Consider the following 21,770-nt stretch of genomic DNA (forward strand, 5'->3'; position numbering starts at 1 on the left):
TCAATTACTGGGGTTTTGTACACAAAAAAGAATAGAGACGACCGGGAAAATCACAAGATCCCGATAAACGACGACGATAGGCTATTTCAAGAAATGAAATCTGACTGAGAATAGAAGCTAAAGATTTTCCCAAATATTTAGAAAAACCCGAATATAACCAATCTTTAATTTCTGCATTTGTTGTCGGATAATGATTGATAACGGTATCAAAATGTCCAAAAATTCGACTAATTTTAAGTCCAGAAATCTGCAATGCACCGAGATAATCTTCAACCAAATAAGCATTTTCTTGACCATGCAATCGATGTAAAACATGATTGCTTAAAAAGTCTTTTCGTTGTTGCATATTGCTAACAACGTGTTCTCGGGTTGCTAAAAAAAATCCTCCCGTTTTTAAAACTCTTGCTGCTTCTTGTAATCCTTTCGTTAAATCGCTAAAATGGTGCAAGGCTTGGCGTGCATAAACAATATCGAATGTTGCATCAGCAAAGGGTAAAGATTCTGCACCAGCTTGCTGTGTTGTAATTTTACCTATCTCGACTTCTGATGCTAGGCGATTTGTTGCTCCCAATCCTACATCAAAACTTGGATCGGGATCGATCGCAGTAATTTCATGACCCAAACTTGCAAAAGCATAAGAAGCAATACCATTACCACAACCAAGATCGAGAATTTTTAATACTTGTCCCTTATTCTCAATATCCAGCAGTTCAATTGTTGCTTGAAATTCTTCACTTTCAGAGAAACGTTGTGCTGCTGCAAGATTATCTTCATCTAAATAAGAGAATTTGACCAACTCGGTATGTTCCGGTTGTACGCGAAACCATTGAACCGATTCTTCATAAGAATATTGAAACATTGTCATTTACCTCAGATAATTGGCTTTTTCTTGATTTCCAACAAGATGAGTCCATGAATAATTACAGAGAAAACCAGCACAAGTTTGCATTCTCCCACTTTGATAATAGTCTCCCTCGCGAACTTCAACAAAAGCTGCTGCTTCTACCCAATCAACGATCGCTGCATCGAGTTTAATGCCTATGGAGATCGAATAACATCCCATCTCAATGGGAAGATTGAGAATTTGACAGCGAAAACATCCCGATCCTTGCACGGATTCTATATCTTTACGCACAATATTCGTACCTAAATAAAGAAAGGGAGAAAGATCGAGGTAATTGATTCTTACCACAACTTCTATATTTTGATATAGTTTATTTTCTTGGCATTCATAATTAATGTTTAAAGTTGCATCTTCTCCGGTTATCCAATAACCGCTAGAGAGATTGCTTTGAGTTCCAAAACGAATGGAAGTTGCCAATACATCACCGCTTCCCTGACGATCGCTGCGATCGCGTAGTTGAATTGAAACTGCTTGTTGTTGTAGATCGCTAAGATAGGTATCAACTACTTTTTTAGCATCTCCTTGAGCTTTAATTTGACCGTCTTGTAACAAAATTCCGCGATTGCACAAATTTTTGATCGTGGTCATATTATGGCTGACAAAAAGCACTGTTCTGCCTTCTTCCGTCACGGATTCCATTTTTCCCAAACATTTCTTTTGAAATTTAACATCTCCTACGGCTAAAACTTCATCAATGACTAAGATTTCTGGTGCGAGATGTGCAGCAATGGCAAAGGCAAGACGCACGTACATTCCTGAAGAATAGCGTTTTACGGGAGTATCTAAAAAGCGTTCGATCTCCGCAAAAGCAACAATTTCATCGAACTGTTTTCTAATTTCAAACTTGCTCATCCCCAAAATTGAACCGTTGAGATAAATATTTTCTCTTCCCGTTAATTCGGGGTGAAAACCTGTTCCCACTTCTAATAAACTGGCAACTCTTCCTTGTAAGTGAATACGTCCAGTTGTTGGTGCAGTAATGCGACCGAGAAGTTTGAGTAAGGTTGATTTTCCCGCTCCATTCCGTCCAATAATGCCGACGCGATCGCCTTGTTTAACTTGAAAAGAAATATCTTTTAATGCCCAAAATTCCTCTTGATTTCTGTGTTTATTTTTACCTGTAAATAACTGTCGTTGCCAATTTTTGATTTGATTGGCGATCGCATAGCGCAATAAGTGACTATCCTGTTGTTGATGGCCGATGATATACTTTTTTCCTAGGTTTTCGGTTTTAATGGCAAACTGAGACATAAGCAATTATTCTGTTTTAACGGCGATCGCGTTTCTTAAGAGCCGTTACTGTTACTATTATTCATCAACCAGGGACGCAAGAACAGAAAACCTGCACTAAATGCCGTCAGAACCATTAAAGCGATCGCGATCGCCAATAACCAGCCGCTAATATCTCCAGAACTATCGAGAAGGCTCAAACGACGGTTTTTAGAAGGCTCTTCTACCTCGATCACATACTCTTCATCCCGATCCATATCTTCAAAAGCAGGCTCGGGAGAGAGAGGAGAATTTAAAGGAGGAGGGGGTGCGGGTTTTCCTTCTGAAGGAAAATCCGCGATCGCGGCTTTCTCTAACCTTAAAACAGAAGGATTGGCTTCGTTAGCGTTACCCTGTACTTGTTGAAATGCTTGCACGCATTGGGTAATTTTAGCCAACTCCTGTCGCATCAGTTTGTTATCATTGGTTAACTGATGATTTTGTACCTTTACCGCCTCTAGTTCGCTTTTTGTTGTCTGTAGTTCTTTCGCCAATTCTCGATAGACGCTAATGGGAACCGCAGGGCGATAGTTTTGCTTCCCTTCAGTTGCTTTCCCATTGTCCTGATCTTTCTGATTTTCTTGTTGATATTTAAACATTCTCGCTTTGCAATAACATCAATAAGGCAACAATTCAGCGTTATTGTCGGGGTGAGAGGGAGAAAAACCGGAGATAAAGCTGCCAAATATTCATCATAAATCAATCCTTTGGATTGCTAAAGTTATTGCTACAAAACCTTAATTTTTGATTTTAAGATCAACTTTTTTGATTTAACCGTTAGCAGATTGCAGCAAGGTAAAAAAGACATCGCAGAAACCGTTCCCGCACCATTCCTAGAGGGAACTTTAAGGTAGAGGAAACATCGTCTTTAACCTGTTTTCTATTCCCTCCCTCTCCGCATTATTTCCGAGGAAAGCGACGACGTTGGAGAAAATCGGGGATATCCAAACCATTGCCCAAGTCTTGGGGGCTAGGAATGGGAGGAGAAGGCGGTGCGGGACGGGGCTGCATCGTGTTGGAGGGGGGAGCCGGACGACGGGATTTCTGCGCCGTTGCGGGGGCATAAAGGGAGGGAGAAGCCCCAGTAGCACTGCCCGAGAATCCCGTGGCGATCGCGGTAATTTTAATTTCTCCTTCCATCGTGTCATCGATCACGGCACCAAAAATAATATTGGCATCGGGATCGACGACTTCATAAATGGTTTCGGCGGCAATATTGACCTCGTGGAGGGTGAGATCGGGACCTCCCGTAATGTTAAAGACGACCCCTTTGGCCCCTTCGATGGAAGATTCTAGGAGAGGGGAAGAAATCGCCATTTGAGCAGCTTCTCGGGCGCGAGATTTGCCCGTTCCCTCACCAATACCCATCAATGCCGATCCCGCATCTGCCATCACCGCCCGCACATCGGCAAAATCCACATTCACCAGCCCAGGGATGACAATAATATCGGAGATTCCCTGTACCCCTTGCCGCAGAATATCATCGGCAATAATGAAGGCTTGTTGAACAGGAATTTCCGCAGAAATGACGGAAAGGAGTTTGTTATTAGGAATAACAATAAGGGTATCAACACAGCTTTGCAGCCCAGCAATACCTTCCTCGGCTTGGTTCATGCGGCGACGACCTTCAAAAGTGAAAGGCCGGGTAACAATACCAACCGTTAAACACCCTAATTCTTTAGCCGTTTCGGCCACAATGGGAGAAGCTCCAGTTCCCGTACCGCCCCCCATGCCCGAGGTGATGAAGACCAGATCGGTTCCTTCGAGGGCGCTAGCAATTTCGTCGCGAGACTCCTCCGCAGCTTTTTGACCGATCGCCGGGTTTCCGCCCGCCCCGAGTCCTCGGGTCAATTTCTGCCCGATTTGTAAGCGATTTTCGGCGGGAGTAAGTTCGAGGGCTTGGGCATCGGTGTTAATTGTCCAAAATTCTATGCCGCTAATTCCACTATCGATCATGCGCTTGACGGCATTGCACCCGCCGCCGCCTACGCCAATCACTTTGATTTTTGCTGCATTGCTCGGCACGATGTTATTTCTCCCTGGGGTTTCTTGAGGAAGGCTTAAATAGTCGTTGCTGGGGGGAAGAGATGTCCCGATATGATTAAAAGGTAAGTTGCTCGCCACGATTACGGAACGGTGAGTGAATTGGATGGATACTGTCTTTATAGTAAGCCTTAGTTTACCGAATATCGCCAGAGACAGATCGCAATTTTCAGATTTTTTGTTAAAAGGGAGGGAAAAAGGGGCAATCCTGTCGGGCGATCGCGGCGGTGGAGGTGCTTCTCTACCCCTCTAAAATATATGGTCTGAGGATTAAAGGGTACTGGTGATGTTGCGATTCTGAAGTATAATACTGGCTAGATCAGAGTTTTTTCACAATGACTCAAGAATTAGTGGATTTAAGAACGGCAATTTTAGAGGGTCGTTATGACGAGGCTTTAGTCATTGTTGACGATCTGGAGTTTATGTCGCGAAAATCAATCGTTCTGAATCTGGAATCATATTTGACGAAAATCTTAATACATTTAATCAAAAATCAGGTTGAGCAGCGTTTAACAAATTCTTGGGCTGTATCGATTCGAGAGTCCACGATGCAAATCAAAAAAATAAATTTAAGGGATAATCGGAAATCATATTATCTCAAATACGAGGAGTGGAATGAGCTTTTAGATGATGTTTTTGACACGGCGATAGATCGAGCAAGTTTAGAAATATCTGAGGGGATTTACGATCCGGAACAATTATCTGAAATGATATCTCAACCTTTAATATTTACTGTGGCCAAATCTTTGATTTTGTTGACTTACAATCAAGAGAATATTAAAGATGCAATTAATCAAGAGTTGGGGAAATTACCAGGAGGGGAAAAATGGAAAAATTAGAATTATAAATCACATTAGTTCAACTTGCTTTAGAGCGATAACTTAGAATTAAAAATCAGGTAAATTACCATGTTGGACGAATCTCCCTCTAAATTTATTCCCTCTTCCCTTAAACCCTCGCGCAAAAAAGTTTTGGGGGCATCCATCAGCGCGATCGCCATTCGCCGTCATATTGGCACTTTGATGCTGGCGATCGCCTTAATTGTGATCGGTCTTTTCTTCATCTCTCGCTTACAAGTCGATCTCCTTCCGGCCATAACTTATCCTCGCATTGGCTTGCGTGCGGACGCAGCAGGTATCTCTCCCCAAGTGGCCGTAGAGGAGGTCACAAAGCCCTTAGAAGAGGCTCTCAGCGCCACGGAAGGGGTCGTACAAATCTTTTCTCAAACTCGCGAAGGTCGCATCAGTATCGACCTTTTTTTTGAACCGGGAGGGGATATCGACCAGGCTTTAAATGATGCGACAGCAACCCTCAACCGCGCCCGCGATCGCCTTCCTGATATTATTGAAGAACCGCGCTTATTCAAATTTGACCCTTCTCAACTTCCCATTTATGAATTTGCCCTAGAATCTTCCCTTTTATCAGATGTCGAATTAAGAACTTTCGCCGATGAAGAATTCAGCCGAGAATTAGGAATTATTCCAGGAGTTTCGGGAGTCGATGTTTCGGGAGGACTGCAAGAAGAAATTCGCATCAATATCGATCTCAACCGTTTACAAGCCCTGGGGGTGAGTTTACAAAATGTTTTAGATGCGCTACAAGAACGCAATCAAGACATTGCTGGAGGACGGTTAGAAGGAGAAGCAGGAGAACCTTTAACGCGGACAGTAGGACGGTTTCACAGTATTCAAGAACTGCGAGATTTATCCTTAGAAATTGAGAATAATTCCGATACAATTTTAGGACAGCGACGCATTTATTTACGCGATGTTGCTGAAATTATTGATGGCAGTGAAGATCGACGAGTTTTTGTCACCTTAAACGGAAAACCAGCCGTTAAAGTGAGCATCCAAAAACAACCGGATGCTAACACAATTGAAGTCGTTAAAAATGTTAAGAATCGTATTAAATTCTTACAAGAAGCGGGAGTCATTCCAGCAGAAATGGAAATGATTACAACTTTAGATGAATCTCGCTTTATTCAAAATTCTATTCGTAATGTCGTCCAAGCGGGATTAACGGGGACAATTTTGGCCGCGATCGCAGTATTTGTCTTTTTAGGATCTCTCAGGCAAACTTTAATTATCGTTGCTGCAATTCCCCTAGCAACCCTTACAGCCATTGTTTTAATGAAACTCTTTGGTTTATCAATTAATGTCTTTAGTTTGGGAGGATTAGCATTAGGAGTGGGGATTGTTGTTGATAATTCCATTGTCATGTTAGAAAATATTGCCGATGGCTTAGGGATAGATGAAGAAAGAGAAAGAAATATTTATATTTCTTCGCCAGATGTAATTGAAATGGCACAAGTTAAGGCACAACAAGTAGAATCTGCTTTAATTGCTTCAACTTTAACTAATTTAGTGGCAGTTTTACCTTTTTTACTGATTGGTGGATTTATTTCTCTCCTCTTTAATGAATTAATTTTAACCATTAGTTTTGCCGTTGCAGCCTCTTTGCTTTTAGCCCTAACTCTCGTTCCGATGTTAGCTTCTCGTTTACTCGCTATTCCTGCCAAAAGTGGTATTAACAAGTTTTGGTTTTTCCGCCAATTTAACCGCCAATTTTCCGGTTTGCAAATCAACTATACTCGCTTACTTTCTCAAGTTATTCGTTTTCGCATTCTCGCCATTCTTTTAGCTTTTCTTCTCTTGGGTGGAGGAAGTTGGTGGATGCAAGATCGAATTCCTCGGGAAATTCTGCCTCCTATTAATACCGGACAAGCACAATTAATCGCTCAATTCCCTCCTGGAACGACTTTAGAAGCGAATAAAGAGGTAATGGATGCTACGGATCAAATTCTCAAGGAACAGCCGGAAACTGACTATATTTTTACAACGGTGGGAGGGTTTTTATTTGGGAATTTGACTATTTCTAACTTACTGAGAAGTTCGAGTACAATTACGGTTAAACCTGAAACTAATCTACCTGCATTTATTGCAAAAGTCAGCAAGGAGTTTCAAAGATTAAATTTGGTCAATACTCGCTTGCGTTTAGTTCCCGAAAGAGTTCGGGGAATTATCCTCTCCAATTCTCCTATTTTTCGAGCCGATCTGGATATTATGCTCCAAGGAAGTGATGAAGAAATGTTAAAGCAAGTCGGAGACAAAGTTTTAAAAATATTGGATGAGAATGCAAAATTAGCGCGTTTTAGTCCCGATGCTGATGCACCTCAACCTGAAGTTCGCATTATTCCACAATGGGAAAGATTAGCCAGTTTAGGACTGAATACGGAGAATGTCGGAGATACTATTCAAACGGCTATTCAAGGAACAGTTTCAACGCAACTACAACGGGGCGATCGCCTCATCGATATTCGGGTACAATTAGGAGAAGAATATCGTCAGCGCACTGCCCAATTAATGCAAATTCCTCTTTTTACTAATAATAATCGCCCAGTGCGTTTAGAAGATGTTGTGACGTTAGAAGAGGGAGATGCACCCGCAGAAATTCAAAGAATTAATCAGCGTCAGGTGTTTATTATCGCAGGAAATTTGAATGAAGGTGCAAGTTTAAGTGGTGCTTTGGCAGAGGTTAGCACAATTTTAGATACGGTTGAGTTACCTTCAGGGGTGCGTTTTTTACCCAGTACCACAGCAGAAAGTAATCAACAATTACAAGACTCATTAAAATTGTTAGGAGGACTAGCAATCTTTTTGGTTTTTGTCGTTATGGCAGTTCAGTATAATTCCCTAATCGATCCTTTTGTGATTATTTTAACTGTTCCTCTTGCCCTAGCTGGGGGTATTTTAGGATTGTATATTACGCAAACTGCGATCGGAGCAACAGTGTTAGTAGGGGCAGTTCTCTTAGTGGGAATTGTTGTTAATAATGCGATTATTATGGTAGAATTGGCCAATCAGATTCGCACAGAATACGAATGCGATCGCGCTACGGCAATGTTAAAAGCTGCACCCCAAAGATTGCGTCCCATTTTGATGACGACAATTACTACAGTATTGGGATTATTTCCTTTAGCATTAGGATTAGGAGAAGGTTCTGAATTTTTACAACCCTTGGGAATTGTTGTCTTTTCTGGTCTATCCGTTGCAACAGTGTTAACGCTGTTTATTATTCCCTGTTTCTATGTTTTATTACATCCCTCTCAATCTGCTTCACTGTATAAGCCTTGATGATATATTCCTAAACCATCCTTGGTTATAGCTATCTTTGGGATCGGTGAGAGCTAGCCAAAATCCTGTATCAGCGATTATCATATTTTTTCGTTAATGTTTGAGCTAAGACTTCCTTATAAGTTGTAGATAAGTTTTCCTCAACAGCACAACAGTCAATAAATCCGATTTCTTCCAATTGCTCATAGGTGCTTTTTTCAGAACTCTCCTGTTTTAGTTCGGGTTGAGGATAACGTTTTTTGAGTAACTGAATGAAATCGATGAGAAGTGTTTGTGCTTCTTCTGGCAAGGTGTCAATATCTTGGCGTATTGTTTCAAATGCAATCATTTTTTTTTAAATAATTGAGTTACTCCACCATTATATTAGAAGTTTGTGAGCAAGTCAAGTCAATAGAGCGATCGCATTGCCTCTCTTTTCTCCATTAATCAAAAGCGATCGCATTGCGCTACAATGATAGTATTGCATTCAAATTGAGGGGAACAATGACAGTAGAAATGCGCCAGAGAGTTATTCAGCTAGTCGATTGCTTGCCCCAAGAAAGTTTGCCCGAAGCGATCGCTTTTCTTGAATCTCTATCGACTAAAGCAAATCCGAGTGCAGTCAATGTACTATCGAATTCGGAAGAACTAGAGTTAATTAAAATTATTCAATGTCGCCTTTCTGCGCGTGATCAAGAGAATTTTGACGATTTGCGAGAACGAAATGAATGGGGGGAGTTAACTGAATCAGAACATTGTAAGTTAATTGAATATATCGAACAAATAGAAGATCGAGATGTAGAAAGAACGGAAGCATTAATGAAATTGGCCAAACTTCGTAATGTTAGTTTAGATAGTTTGCTAAAAGAATTTTGCGATCGCAATAAAGATTCTATTGGTGCATCTCAGTTTGGTAAAAATAGCGAGGTTTGGTAAAAATAGCGAGGTTTGGTAAAAATAGCGAGGTTTGGTAAAAATAGCGAGCAAGATGCTCGCACTACCTCAATTCTCGAAATATTTCAAATATTGTAGTGGGAGCGTCTCGCTCCCTAGAATCTGAGTTATTCGAGGAAATTTTGTAAATTTGCAACTTTGAGATGCACCCGATTCTATTATTCATCTTTTCTACGATCGCATTACGCTACAATGATAGTATTGTGTTAAAATTGAGTCTATCTTCTCTAGAAAAATAGAGGTCTTATGAGACAAGCGCTGGCATTACCTCAACACGATACTGAAGATTTGGGAATTAATGATTTACAAGGGAAGATTACTCAAAGAGTAGTTTTACCCAATGTAAGTTGGCAAACTTATCAGGCTTTGTTAGTTGATTTAGGAGACAGGAGATCGACTCGTTTAGCTTACGATCGCGGTGTATTAGAAATTATTATGCCTTCAGATATTCATGAAATTAATAAACATCTTTTAGAAAGAATTATTATTGCGTTAACGGAAGAATTTAATATGCCTATTCGTGGAGTAGGTTCTGTAACTCTTAACCGTGAGGATTTACAGCGAGGTGCAGAACCAGATGCAGGGTTTTATATTCAAAATGCGTCTAAAGTTCGTGGAAAAAAGATAGATTCGGAAATCGATCCACCTCCCGATCTCATTATCGAAGTAGATATTAATAGTTCTTCAAGTCGTCGGTTTCAAATTTATCAAGATTTGGGCATTTCTGAAATTTGGCGCTATACGAAAAAAGCATTTAAAATCTATCAACTCAAAGCGGAAAAATATGTCTCTTGCGATCGCTCTCTGACATTTCCAGATGTTCCCGCAACCCTGATCAAACAATGGTTAGATTTAGCAGAAACCGAGCAAGATGATAATACAATGGTGCGATCGCTTCGTCAGTGGGTGCGCGATCGGAAAAATGAGCAATAATAGGTTTTTCTTACAATTCCCATTGAATGCACATTCTCCAAAACTACTCCAGAGAAAAAGCTATAATGCTGAAATTCTCTGAATTTTCATTGCGATCGCCACATCCTCCCGTCGTTCCTGCTAAAATCGATCGATACTTCTGTACGTTGACACGCGATCGCTTTTCCATTCCTAATTCCCAAGAGAAAATTGGCGAGCGATCGCGACTAAATCGATAATTGATAAATGGTTCATGTTAAGAGCGTCGAACTGTCTCATTTCAAGTCATTTGGGGGGACAACGAACGTTCCATTACTAACAGGATTTACGGTAATTTCCGGCCCCAACGGGTCGGGAAAATCTAATATTCTTGATGCGCTATTATTTTGCTTGGGGTTAGCCAGTTCTAAAGGGATGCGAGCAGAACGTCTTCCCGATCTTGTCAATCACAATCATCTTAACCAAAAAGGGACTTCAGAAGTTAGCGTTTCTGTTACGTTTGATTTATCGGATTTAGAGGCAACAGGGAACAGGGAACAGGCAATAGTGGAAGAGGGAACAGAGGAGGATAACGAGTTCTTAGAAAATGGTACATCTCCCGCTCCCAAATCTCAACCCCAGACTCCAGATTGGAAAATAACGCGACGGTTGCGGGTGACGAAAGGGGGGAGTTACTCCTCAAACTATTTTATCAACGATGAACCCTGTACGGCGGGGGATTTGCACGAACAATTGCGACGACTGCGGATCTACCCTGAAGGCTATAATATCGTGCTGCAAGGGGATGTTACCAGTATTATTAGCATGAATTCCAAAGAACGCCGACAAATTATTGATGAGTTGGCTGGAGTTGCGGAATTCGATCGCAAAATTGAACGGGTTAAATCAACATTAGAAGAAGTTAAGGAAAAAGAGGAACGCTGTCAGATTATTCAGCAGGAATTAACGCGATCGCTGGAAAAGTTGGCTGGCGATCGCATTAAAGCAGAGAAATACAAAAAACTCAAGGCACAAATTCAAGAACAACAACAATGGGAAGCGATCGTTCTTTGGCGTTCTTTGCAGCAACAGGAACGAGAAGTACAAGATAAAATTATTGCAGAAGATGCAGAATTGGCCAAGTTAGCAGAGAAGTTAGAGAAACTTATTGCTAAGATTGCTGAAGCAACCAAAAACTTAAACGATCTCAATACACGGGTTAAAGAATTAGGGGAAGATGAGCAACTTTCTATCTCTTCTCAATTAGCCAGTCAAAAACTTAAACGCAGCCAACTCCAACAGCGTCAACAAGAGTTAAATTCGCTTTTGCAACAAGCTGAAGCAACAATTTCGCGCACGACTCAAGAAATCGAACAGTTTCGGAATGACTTCGATCGCCTCAGTCAAGAACAGTCGGTGTTGGAAAATGAAACAATGGAGCAATTACAGACAGAATGCGATCGCGATCGTAATAATTTAGCAGCATATAAAGATCAAGCCAATGAACTCGCTGCTGCGTCAGATATTTGGGTTCAACAACAAGCCGCTTTAAGCAAGCATATTGGTTCTCTGCAAAAATTAATCGATCCTCAGCGTACAGAACAAGCACAATTACAAGAACGCCAAAATCAACTCGAACAAAAAATAGCAGAACAAACTCAACTGTTGCGATCGGTTGAAGAAGAACTTGCAACACAACATGAAAATTTCTCTAATTTTAATGATACAGCTTTCGCAGCACAAATTCAAGCGATCGCGCAACAATTGGCTACGGCTGAAGAGGAACGAAATCTTGCTGAAGAAACGCGAAATAGATTATCAAATGAACAGCGAGAGAAACAGCGACAATTAGATAAGTTAGAAGCCAAGGCTCAAGCACAGCAAGAAGTACAAGGAACGAATGCTACCCAAATTATCCTCAAAGCTGATATTCCTGGCGTGTGTGGTTTGGTGGCACAATTAGCGCAAGTCGAACAGCAGTATAAACTTGCTCTAGAAACAGCAGCCGGTGGAAGATTGGCAAATATTGTGGTTGAAGATGATACTGTTGCATCGATGGGCATTCAACTATTAAAACAGAAAAGAGGAGGAAGAGCTACATTTTTGCCTTTAAATAAAATGAGAAAGCCAAATATTCCCCAATCTTCGCCGTTAAATTATGCGAAAGGATTTATTGATTTTGCTTTTAAATTAATTGATTGCGATCCTAAATATAAGCCGATTTTTGCCTATGTTTTCGGTACTACTGTTGTTTTTGCAACCTTAGAAGAGGCTCGTGCTAATCTAGGAAAGGCTCGTATTGTCACCTTAGAAGGGGAGTTATTAGAAAGTAGTGGGGCAATGACTGGAGGAAGTATTAATGCGCGTTCTTCCCTCCATTTTGGCACCGCCGTTCCCGAAAAATCCCAAGAGATTAATACTCTTACAAATCGTTTAAATGAAATTGAAATTATTCTCGAAAAATGCGAGAAATTGTTATCAGATAAATCGGAAACTGTCAAGGAATTGAGCCAAAAGTTAACTGAAACTCGGCAGCAGCAGCGAGAACAAAATCTCCGTCAAGAACAAGCAGAAAAAGAACGCGATCGCCTCTCGAAACAAAAGGAACAATTAACCGTACAATTGACTCATAATTGCCAAGAGTCAGGTAATGCTAAAATTCGCCTGCAAGAATTAGCAAAAACTCTGCCAGAATTAGAACAGCAACTACAAGGAGAACAAGCTAAATTAGCAGAATTGGAAGAAAATCAAACTTCTAGCGAATGGCAAGAAATTCAAACTTTGATTAAAGACCAAGAAAAAGAACTACAGGCCAAAGAACAGGCATTTCGTCAAGCAGAAAATCAATTATTAGACCTTGAAAATCAATGTTTGCGCTTACAAGAAAAAGTAGAGCGATCGCGGGCAATGCTGACGGTAGAACAAAAGAAGAAAATAGAAGCAGAACAACAACAAATCAAAATTACTCAAGACTTAACCAAAGTTGAAGAGAAAATTCAAGAAAGTGAAGGACTTTTGCAACTGTTATCCAGCGAACTGATGGAAGCGAAACGCGATCGCGATCGCGCTGAAGAAACTCTCCGCAGTCTCCAAGATAGTCAACAAAAAACAATTTGGCAACAACAGAAAATCCAAGATAGTCAACAAGAACGCCAGGCATCTTTAGCCAATTTACAACAACAGCGTCAAGAACAAGAATTAGAACTTCCCGATCCTCTTCCCGAAGTCTCCGATCTCGTTCCTTCAGAAGGAGAAAAACTGACCGCAGAAACCTACACAACTCACCTCGAACAACTCCAAAAAGAACTCCGCAATGCTCAACGTCGTCTCGAAGCAATGGAACCCGTTAATATGTTGGCATTAGAGGAACACGAACGCACCAATGCACGCTTACAAGAACTGTCCGAAAAACTAACAACTTTAGAAGGGGAACGTACAGAACTATTACTGCGAATTGAAAACTTTACAACCCTTCGTTTCCGTGCCTTTCGAGAAGCCTTTGATGCAGTAAATGAGAACTTCCAAGGCATTTTTGCCAGTCTGTCTGAAGGTGATGGCTACTTGGGTTTAGATGACGAAGAAGACCCTTTTTCTGGGGGATTAAACCTCATCGCCCATCCCAAAGGAAAGCCCGTACAGCGTCTCAGTTCTATGTCTGGAGGAGAGAAGTCTTTAACCGCACTTAGCTTTATTTTTGCCCTGCAACGCTATCGCCCTTCTCCTTTTTATGCCTTCGATGAAGTGGATATGTTTTTAGATGGTGCAAATGTGGAAAGGTTAGCTAAAATGATTAAAAGACAAGCAGAACAAGCGCAGTTTATTGTTGTTAGTTTGCGTCGTCCCATGATCGAATCTGCACAACGGACTATTGGTGTCACCCAGGCGAGAGGGGCGCATACTCAAGTATTGGGGATTAAGTTGTAAAATTTAAAGAGAGAATTAAAGATCATGAAAACCGTCAAAACTCCTCTAAGCGATAGCTGGCAAGAAGCATTAATTGAATCTTTACAAGATCCGCTTCGGGCTGCAAGCTATATTGAAGCCATCTTAGATTTAGAAGGAGAAGAACCCGATCCCAAATTGTTGCGGGCAAGTCTTCAAGATGTGATAGAATCCCGCAAGCGCACGAATTGCCTTTCAGAAGAAATCGAACGATATTATAAGACGTGCGATCGCCAGTTAGCAGATTCTGAAGGAAGGGAGATTTATGCTTTAATTGAACTGCTCAACGCTTTAGGTTTCGTTTTGGAAATTAAGCCCAAAAAAACTACAACTTAGACTGTTCTAGTGAAGGCGATCGCCAGAATTTTCCTGTTATCGCCGATCGCATTTTCATAATTGCCGAGCTAAAATTCCCCAAATCCGGCATAATCTAGCATAATCTAAAGGTTAAAGATCGGGTAATCGAGACATGAAAAAAGTCGGTGTAATCGGAGGAGGACAACTCGCAGGGATGATGGCAAAAGAAGCCAAAAGCCGCGATATAGAACTGATTGTACAAACTCCCAACCCTGACGATCCTGCCGCGAGAATCACCGCAAATCCTGTTTTAAGCGCGATCGCAGACGTAAATGCAACTCAAAAACTAGCAGATTACTGCGACATCATCACCTTTGAAAACGAATTTGTCAACCTAGAAGCCCTCAAAGTCCTCGCAGAAAAAGGCACTTGCTTTCGCCCCAGTTTAGCGTCTTTAGAACCCTTATTAGACAAAGCCGATCAGCGCCGATATTTGCAGAAAATCGGTTTACCCATCCCTCGCTTTCAAGTCCTCGAAAAAGATGCCAAAATAAACTCAAAATATGGCTTTCCCGTTGTTCTCAAAGCAAGAAGACACGGCTACGATGGACGCGGCACTTTTATCCTCGCCAACAAAAACGCCCTAGAAGCCCTCTGGAATCGCCTAGAACGCCCCTCAATGCTCATTGAGGAGTTTATCCCTTTTAGCTGCGAACTCGCGGTAATGGCAGCGAGAGGGGTCAATGGAGAAGTTGTTGTTTATCCTGTGGTCGAAACTGAACAAGAAAATCAAGTTTGTCGCCGTGTTTTTGCCCCCGCTTCTGTTTCTGTGGAAGTCAACGCAGAGATACAGCGCATTGCAACTATACTCCTCGATCGCCTACAAGTGGTCGGGATATTTGGGATCGAACTCTTTCTCACTCAAGAAAACCAAGTATTAGTTAACGAAATCGCCCCTCGCACTCATAATTCCGGTCATTTTACCTTAGATGCCTGCGATATCTCTCAATTTGCCATGCAACTCGAAGCGGTGACGGGAATGCCGTTACATTCCCCCAAAATGCTTTGTAATAGTGCTGTAATGGTTAATTTATTGGGCTTTGAAAATTCTCAATCCGATTATCAAAATAAGCGAGAACAATTAGCCAATATTCCTCATGCTTTCGTTCATTGGTACAGAAAAACCGAATCTCGCATCGGTCGTAAATTGGGTCACGTTACAGTTTTATTAGGGGAAAAAAATAAAGAAAAAGGAAATGCGATCGCGCAAAAAATTGAGTCTATCTGGTATGAGTAAACCGATCGCCTTATCATTCATTAATATTAATAACTGTACCGACCAAACAAGTGCGATCGAGGTTCACTCCTTTTAAATTAGCACCCTCTAACTCGGCACAAAGTAAATTTGCTCCCGCCAAACTTGCCCCCGCCAAATTGGCTCCGCGCAAGTCTGCTTCTTCTAAATTTGCCTCGCTTAAATTTGCCCCTTGTAGGTCTGCTTGTGCCAAGTTTGCTCCTTTTAAATTGGCACTATTAAAGTTAACCCCGCGCAAATCTGCCCCGCGTAAATCTGCCCCTTGGAGATTCACTCCCGTTAGATTAGAACCACTCAAAAAAGCACCAGAAAGGGACGCTTGGAAAAACTTTGCCCCCATCAAATTCGTTCCTCGTAAATTACTTCCCCGCAAGTCTGCATTGCTTAAATCTGCCTGCATCAAATTCGCCCCTAAAAAATTAGCGCGCAGATCCGCTTGATTGAGATTTGCCCCTAATAAATTAGCACCATCCAAACGTCCCCCTTTGAGAGTCGCCCGAGAAAAATCTGCACCCACTAAATTCGCCCCCGCCAAATTAATATTATCAAGTTGGCAGTCCGAAAAATCTTCATCTTCCAAATTCATTCCCGAAAGTTGCTTGTTTTGTCCGGCGCGAATTGCTTCAATATTCATTTATTTTGGTGATGAGTTGTTTGTTATTGGTTGTTGTTGCCGATTTTCCGATTCATCCAGAAGCCAAATTCCTGTGGAAATTTTGGGCTGACTGGCTTGCAGTGTCATTCCTTGCTGCATTCCCATTGCTAATAGCCCTAAAGCCTCGACTAACTTGGGATCGAAGATTTGCCCCGCTTTTTCTTGACAGTTGCTTAAAGCGTCTCCTAGGGGGTTCTCGCGACCTTCTTCCCGATACCGGACAATACAACACTGAAAATGCGCGATCGCGGCTAAAATTCGCGACTCTAAAGGAATACTATCATAGGATAATCCTTCCGGCTGTCCCGAGCCATCCCAATGCTCGCTCTTATAAGTGATAATGCGGGCGATCGCATTCAATTGGGGCATGATTCGCAAAATTGAGGCTTTCGGTAATAGCCCCTGTTTTTGCAGCATTTCCTCTTGCGCTTTTGACTGAGGATCGCTCATTTGGGTTGCACCTTGTAGGGGGGTAAGGCGATGCAGCCATCCCGCCAAGCGCAAGCGTTTGATCTGCCATGCTGGTAAGTCTAACAGTTGTCCCATTGCTTCGGCAATGGCAGCCACTTCCGCCGCCGCATTGGGGTTACTGGCATCTGTGCGATCGATCAGTTGCGCCATTCGCAGATATGCTTGCACTTCATTTGAGGTTAAATTATTATCTAGCGATCGCGATCTGGCTTCTCTGGTTGTCGAGTCCTGATGAATAGCGTGTAAATAATCAACAACTTTGGCGACGATCTCATTAAGGTCATCCCTCTGACAATGGCCGAATTCTGCGGTCATGGTTTCCACTCGATCGCTGAGGTGTTGTTGCAGATCGCGATCGTATTCGCCAATATGGGCGATGGTTAATGCCACGGCTTCTCGAACTAATTCCGGTTCAAAGGTCCAAAACCCATAAAATTTTCGTTCTAGATCGTTATCGGGTACTCCTGCTTCTCCATAGTCCGAGTCGGATAATTCTTGACAGAGGACCATCGCTGTGTAAGTGGGAGAGAGAATCATTAAATGCCATTCTTGGGCTACGGGATCCCCAGGAGAGAGATCCACCAAAAAAAGATTCTCTTTTTGCGAGGTGGGATGATCTGCCCAATTGCTGTCAGGAGTAGCTAAAATCGCGATATCCGAGGCTTTTGCGGCAATTTCTCCATAGCGATCGGCTTCTTTCAAATACCATTTACCTCGCTGAAAAGCCGCGATCGCAATGGGTTTGCTCTCGGTTTCTAAGATAAAATCTTCGAGGGCATGACATAGCGCAATAAGGGTATTTTTATAATAAACTCCCAAATTGAGAGAACGATTAGCCTTTTTATGGGTTGTTGTGAGTTGTTGTAGGATTGAGCCTTGAAGCATTCTTTTTTCCGCGATCGATATAAGTGGAAGGTTTTGATCCTGAATTTATTATGAAATTATTATAGGCTTTTTCTGGGCTGGAGCGACATTGACAAACGAGATCGGAGAAGAAGTCGCGATCGCTTCCCTATCGCTCATAAGCAAAATTCTAACCCTTTATAATCTTAGGATGGCGATCGCAAGTTTTGCAGAATTTTCGAGGGTATTTCCGATCGGTCGGGTCAAAATGCGATACTTGCAATTGTTCATGGAGATACTAACTAAACATCAGAAATATGCAGGTTGCTAACAGTATTACAGAATTAATCGGTCGGACTCCTTTAGTCAGACTGAACGTTATTCCTCAATCAGAGGGGTGTGTTGCCCAAATTCTTGTTAAATTGGAGGGCATGAACCCCGCCGCTTCGGTGAAAGACCGCATTGGGGTACACATGATTAATAAAGCGGAACAAGAGGGACTTATCAATGCCGCAGAAACGATATTAGTCGAACCTACTTCAGGGAATACGGGGATCGCCTTGGCTATGGCGGCGGCAGCGAAAGGTTATAAACTAATCTTGACGATGCCAGAAAGTATGAGTGTGGAACGTCGGGCGATGTTAGGGGCTTATGGGGCGCAGTTGGAACTAACTCCCGCAAAGACGGGGATGAAGGGGGCGATCGCCAGGGCGCAAGAGATTGCCGATAATACTCCTCATGCTTATATTTTACAGCAGTTTAACAATCCGGCTAATGCTGAAATTCATCGCCTGACCACGGGTAAGGAAATTTGGGAAGATACCGACGGACAAGTGGATTTTCTCATCTCTGGGGTGGGAACTGGCGGTACAATTACGGGGGTTAGCGAGTTTATTAAGGGGAAAAAGCCTTCTTTTCGGGCGATCGCTGTCGAACCGGAAAACAGCGCTATTCTATCAGGAGGAGAACCCGGACCCCATAAAATTCAAGGCATCGGTGCGGGTTTTGTCCCGGAAGTGTTAAATGTTGATTTAATTGATGAGGTGGTCAAAGTCAAGGATGAGGATGCTTTCTCCTATGGTCGTCGTTTGGCGCGGGAAGAGGGGCTATTATCGGGGATTTCTACGGGGGCTATCCTTGCAGCCGCGATCGAGGTGGGTAAGCGTCCAGAGAATAAGGGAAAATTAATTGTCATGATTCAACCCAGTTTTGGGGAACGCTATCTCAGTACGCCTTTATTCCAAGTTCCCGAGGAGAAGGTTGCCGCGTTAGTTTAAGTTAGGATTGACCTATTAACAACCAAGATGCTCCCACTACAATAAACCATAATAGGGGTAGTGCGAGCATCTTGCTCGCTATTTTTACATTGCTCGCTATTTTTACAAAACTGAGATGCACCCAAATAAAATCCAATTTTTATCCATAATTTACCATGAATTTACCAAATTATCTTGCTAAATATAGTTCTAAAAATCTTTTGTGCGCGATCGCCTTTCTCGTCTTAACTGCTTGTAGCACTTCTCGTTCAGTGGAACAAAAAGACTATTCTCAAGAGAAAGAAATTGTGCCGCGATCGCCAGATAATTTAATTCCAACCGAAATTTTCACCCCTCAACCCATTCGCATTTCCCTCGATCGCCTTCCCAATCCTTTTTCTACCAGCAGTGCGTCCAAAAGTCCTCAAGTTGTGTCTATTCCTAACAATCCTAGCCTCAATCTTCCCCAAGGATTTCAGGTGAATATTTTTGCTGATAATTTAGATCGTCCTCGTTGGTTAGCGTTAACCCCCACAGGAGATGTTTTAGTTACCGAAACTCGTCAAAATCGCATTCGTTTATTAAAAGACAAAGATGGAGATGGTTTTGCAGAAACTCGCAACACTTTTGCAGATGCTGAAAATGACTTAAATATTCCTTTTGGAATGACCTTTTCTGATGATGCTTTTTTCTTGGGAAATACTAATGCAGTGCGTCAATATAGTTATCGCGAAGGACAAGAAGAACTAGAAGGAAGAGGAACAAAAATTATTAATTTACCAGGAGGAGGATACAATCAACATTGGACGCGCAATGTTGTCATTTCTCCAGATCGAAAAAAGCTCTATATTTCTGTTGGTTCTCGTTCTAATGTTGATGTTGAAGAATTACCTCGCGCTTCCGTACAAGTTACCAATATAGACGGATCGAACCAGAAAACCTTTGCTTTTGGGTTAAGAAATCCTGTCGGTTTGGATTTTCATCCCGTGACGGAAGAACTTTATACAACTGTAAATGAACGGGATGGGATGGGGGATGATCTCGTTCCTGATTATTTGACTCGCATTCGAGAAGGGGAGTTCTACGGCTGGCCATTTACTTATCTTAGTCCTAACTTACTCGATCCGCGTCAACTGCAAAATGGTCGCAGTAAAAACCCAGAATTAGCAGCAAAAACCTTAACTCCCGATGTTTTATTTCAATCTCATTCTGCGGCTTTAGGGCTACAATTTTACGATGGAGAAACCTTTCCCCAAAAATATCATAATGGTGCATTTGTAGCCTTTCGCGGGTCTTGGAACCGCGATCGCGGAACGGGATATAAATTGGTTTTTGTTCCTTTTGATGATACAGGCCGACCGACGGGGGAATATGAAGATTTTTTAACCGGTTTTCTCCTCGATCCATCAATTCCTTCCACTTGGGGACGACCTGTGGGATTATTAGTATTACCCGATGGTAGTTTGCTATTTACGGAGGAAGCAAACGGACGCATTTATCGCATTCAGTATGGGGGGAATAGGGAATAGGGAATAGGGAATAGGCAACAGAAAATTTAGATATTTTTTAGAGCTTTATTCCTAATAATCAGTAATCAATAAAAAAGAGAGAAAAAATGACACAACAAATTTACCATGCCTTGGGCTTGCATATGCACCAACCTCCAGGGAATTTGCAGCTATTAATCGAAGAAAATCCCTTTGAAGCAGAGCAAATTATGCGCTGTTACGAAAGAGCGGTACGCTATGCCAATTTACTGCAAGATGCTGCTGCTTTGCAAGTGGGTTTTTCGGGGATCCTCTTGGAACAATTTCTCGATCCTGAAATTATCGAAAAATATGCACCATTTATTAACATTCCCGATATGCTCGACCGCTACGGAAAAGCGAACAATATCGAGTTAATTGGCATGGGATACTATCATCCCATTTTCCCGCTTATTCCGCAACGAGATTGGCAGGAACATTTAGTACGAGGAAAAGAGATTGTCGAGAAAGCATTTGGACGTTCTCCTACAGGTTTTTGGCCGCCAGAAATGGCATTTTGTATGGAAATGATTCCCGCATTAGTTGAGGTGGGATATTCCTATGTTGTTGTCGATGGGGTGCATATTAAACCCGAAAGCGGTATCCTTGATATTTACAAGCCCTACAAGGCAACTTACGAGGGCAAAACTATTGCCATTATACCACGAGAACGAGATATTTCTAATGCTCAAGAAAGCGGCACCGATCCGGTTTGGTTCGATCGCGAAGTCTGTCAGAAAATAGCGCATTCTCCCGCACCAGATGCACCGCGTTTAGTTACAACTTGGTCTGATGGAGAAAATGGTGGTTGGTTTCGACAAATGCACGAACAATCTGGCTTTTTTGGTCACTTTTTCACGCCATTTATTGAGATGATTCGCAATAATTCTACGTCCTTGCGATCGCTGAAATTATCGGACTATTTGCAAGAACATCCTCCAGAAGAGGAAGCATTTGTGCAAACAGGGGCATGGAATGTGGGTAATACCTCCGGATTCGATCTGAGTCAATGGGCAGGTTCTGAGGCGCAAAAACAGGCAGTAGAAACGATTTGTCGGGTCAGCGATCGCTATTGGAAAATTGTCGATTCTGGGAACAATTTATCAGCAACAGGACAACAATTTTTAATAGAAGCAAGGGAATGGATTCTCGAAGGAGAAACCAGTTGCTTCTTATTTTGGGGAGATGATTGGGTTCCTAAATTATACGATCGCACTCGTCCCGCAGAAGCATTACTCGATCGCGTTGAATCTGAATTATTGGCATTAACTCATTAAGTTAGGTTTTGGGAC

Annotated in this window: 18 protein-coding genes; 11 read left to right on the top strand and 7 right to left on the bottom strand. The window is 42.1% G+C overall.

What is annotated here, in order from left to right; genetic code table 11:
• Window positions 1-4 precede the first annotated feature (4 nt).
• The 4 genes from JUI58_RS08605 to ftsZ all read right to left on the bottom strand — a co-directional run bounded on the left by JUI58_RS08605 (window position 5) and on the right by ftsZ (window position 4,363).
• On the bottom strand, window positions 5-859 hold the full coding sequence (locus JUI58_RS08605) for a class I SAM-dependent methyltransferase (RefSeq protein ID WP_204103354.1): 855 nt from the start codon (window positions 857-859) through the stop codon (window positions 5-7).
• Window positions 860-865: 6 nt separating this feature from the next.
• Window positions 866-2,155, bottom strand: a complete 1,290-nt coding sequence (locus tag JUI58_RS08610) for a polysaccharide ABC transporter ATP-binding protein (protein ID WP_204103355.1) — start codon at window positions 2,153-2,155, stop codon at window positions 866-868.
• A 35-nt stretch (window positions 2,156-2,190) separates the two neighbouring features.
• Window positions 2,191-2,772 carry a hypothetical protein gene (locus JUI58_RS08615; RefSeq protein ID WP_204103356.1) on the bottom strand — a complete coding sequence of 194 codons (582 nt, stop codon included), beginning with the start codon at window positions 2,770-2,772 and terminating at the stop codon, window positions 2,191-2,193.
• A 301-nt stretch (window positions 2,773-3,073) separates the two neighbouring features.
• A complete protein-coding gene (gene ftsZ, locus JUI58_RS08620; protein ID WP_348539865.1) occupies window positions 3,074-4,363 on the bottom strand; it encodes a cell division protein FtsZ in 1,290 nt (429 codons plus the stop codon).
• A 188-nt stretch (window positions 4,364-4,551) separates the two neighbouring features.
• Here ftsZ and JUI58_RS08625 point away from each other — a divergent pair, with 188 nt between their 5' ends.
• Both JUI58_RS08625 and JUI58_RS08630 read left to right on the top strand, forming a co-directional pair.
• Complete coding sequence (locus JUI58_RS08625; protein ID WP_204103357.1) at window positions 4,552-5,055, top strand: DUF29 family protein; 504 nt, start codon at window positions 4,552-4,554, stop codon at window positions 5,053-5,055.
• Window positions 5,056-5,124: 69 nt separating this feature from the next.
• Window positions 5,125-8,349 (top strand): efflux RND transporter permease subunit, encoded by a 3,225-nt coding sequence (locus tag JUI58_RS08630; RefSeq protein ID WP_204103358.1) that lies wholly within the window; start codon window positions 5,125-5,127, stop codon window positions 8,347-8,349.
• Between the two features lie 70 nt (window positions 8,350-8,419).
• Here the strand turns inward: JUI58_RS08630 and JUI58_RS08635 are convergent, their stop codons facing one another.
• Window positions 8,420-8,677 (bottom strand): hypothetical protein, encoded by a 258-nt coding sequence (locus tag JUI58_RS08635; protein WP_204103359.1) that lies wholly within the window; start codon window positions 8,675-8,677, stop codon window positions 8,420-8,422.
• A gap of 155 nt (window positions 8,678-8,832) precedes the next feature.
• Between JUI58_RS08635 and JUI58_RS08640 the strand changes: the two genes are divergently transcribed.
• From JUI58_RS08640 to JUI58_RS08665, 6 genes are all read left to right on the top strand, one after another.
• On the top strand, window positions 8,833-9,264 hold the full coding sequence (locus JUI58_RS08640) for a hypothetical protein (protein ID WP_204103360.1): 432 nt from the start codon (window positions 8,833-8,835) through the stop codon (window positions 9,262-9,264).
• A gap of 264 nt (window positions 9,265-9,528) precedes the next feature.
• Window positions 9,529-10,215: a Uma2 family endonuclease gene (locus JUI58_RS08645; RefSeq protein WP_204103361.1), complete on the top strand. Its 687-nt coding sequence runs from the start codon at window positions 9,529-9,531 to the stop codon at window positions 10,213-10,215.
• Window positions 10,216-10,280: 65 nt separating this feature from the next.
• Window positions 10,281-10,433, top strand: coding sequence for a hypothetical protein (locus tag JUI58_RS08650; RefSeq protein WP_204103362.1), 153 nt, complete (start codon window positions 10,281-10,283; stop codon window positions 10,431-10,433).
• 7 nt (window positions 10,434-10,440) lie between these two features.
• A complete protein-coding gene (gene smc / locus JUI58_RS08655) occupies window positions 10,441-14,097 on the top strand; it encodes a chromosome segregation protein SMC (RefSeq protein WP_204103363.1) in 3,657 nt (1,218 codons plus the stop codon).
• 24 nt (window positions 14,098-14,121) lie between these two features.
• A complete protein-coding gene (locus JUI58_RS08660; RefSeq protein ID WP_204103364.1) occupies window positions 14,122-14,451 on the top strand; it encodes a hypothetical protein in 330 nt (109 codons plus the stop codon).
• 133 nt (window positions 14,452-14,584) lie between these two features.
• Complete coding sequence (locus JUI58_RS08665; protein WP_204103365.1) at window positions 14,585-15,709, top strand: 5-(carboxyamino)imidazole ribonucleotide synthase; 1,125 nt, start codon at window positions 14,585-14,587, stop codon at window positions 15,707-15,709.
• 13 nt (window positions 15,710-15,722) lie between these two features.
• On the opposite strand, the gene JUI58_RS08670 is transcribed toward JUI58_RS08665, so the two are convergent.
• A complete protein-coding gene (locus JUI58_RS08670) occupies window positions 15,723-16,361 on the bottom strand; it encodes a pentapeptide repeat-containing protein (protein WP_204103366.1) in 639 nt (212 codons plus the stop codon).
• Complete coding sequence (locus JUI58_RS08675) at window positions 16,362-17,738, bottom strand: DICT sensory domain-containing protein (RefSeq protein WP_204103367.1); 1,377 nt, start codon at window positions 17,736-17,738, stop codon at window positions 16,362-16,364. It lies immediately after the preceding gene.
• A gap of 275 nt (window positions 17,739-18,013) precedes the next feature.
• Between JUI58_RS08675 and cysK the strand changes: the two genes are divergently transcribed.
• From cysK to JUI58_RS08690, 3 genes are all read left to right on the top strand, one after another.
• A complete protein-coding gene (cysK, locus tag JUI58_RS08680; RefSeq protein WP_204103368.1) occupies window positions 18,014-18,973 on the top strand; it encodes a cysteine synthase A in 960 nt (319 codons plus the stop codon).
• 155 nt (window positions 18,974-19,128) lie between these two features.
• A complete protein-coding gene (locus tag JUI58_RS08685; RefSeq protein ID WP_204103369.1) occupies window positions 19,129-20,481 on the top strand; it encodes a sorbosone dehydrogenase family protein in 1,353 nt (450 codons plus the stop codon).
• 86 nt (window positions 20,482-20,567) lie between these two features.
• On the top strand, window positions 20,568-21,755 hold the full coding sequence (locus tag JUI58_RS08690) for a hypothetical protein (protein ID WP_204103370.1): 1,188 nt from the start codon (window positions 20,568-20,570) through the stop codon (window positions 21,753-21,755).
• The last annotated feature ends 15 nt before the right edge of the window (window positions 21,756-21,770 follow it).

This window comes from Spirulina sp. CCY15215 (assembly GCF_016888125.1).
Lineage (GTDB): Bacteria > Cyanobacteriota > Cyanobacteriia > Cyanobacteriales > Spirulinaceae > CCY15215.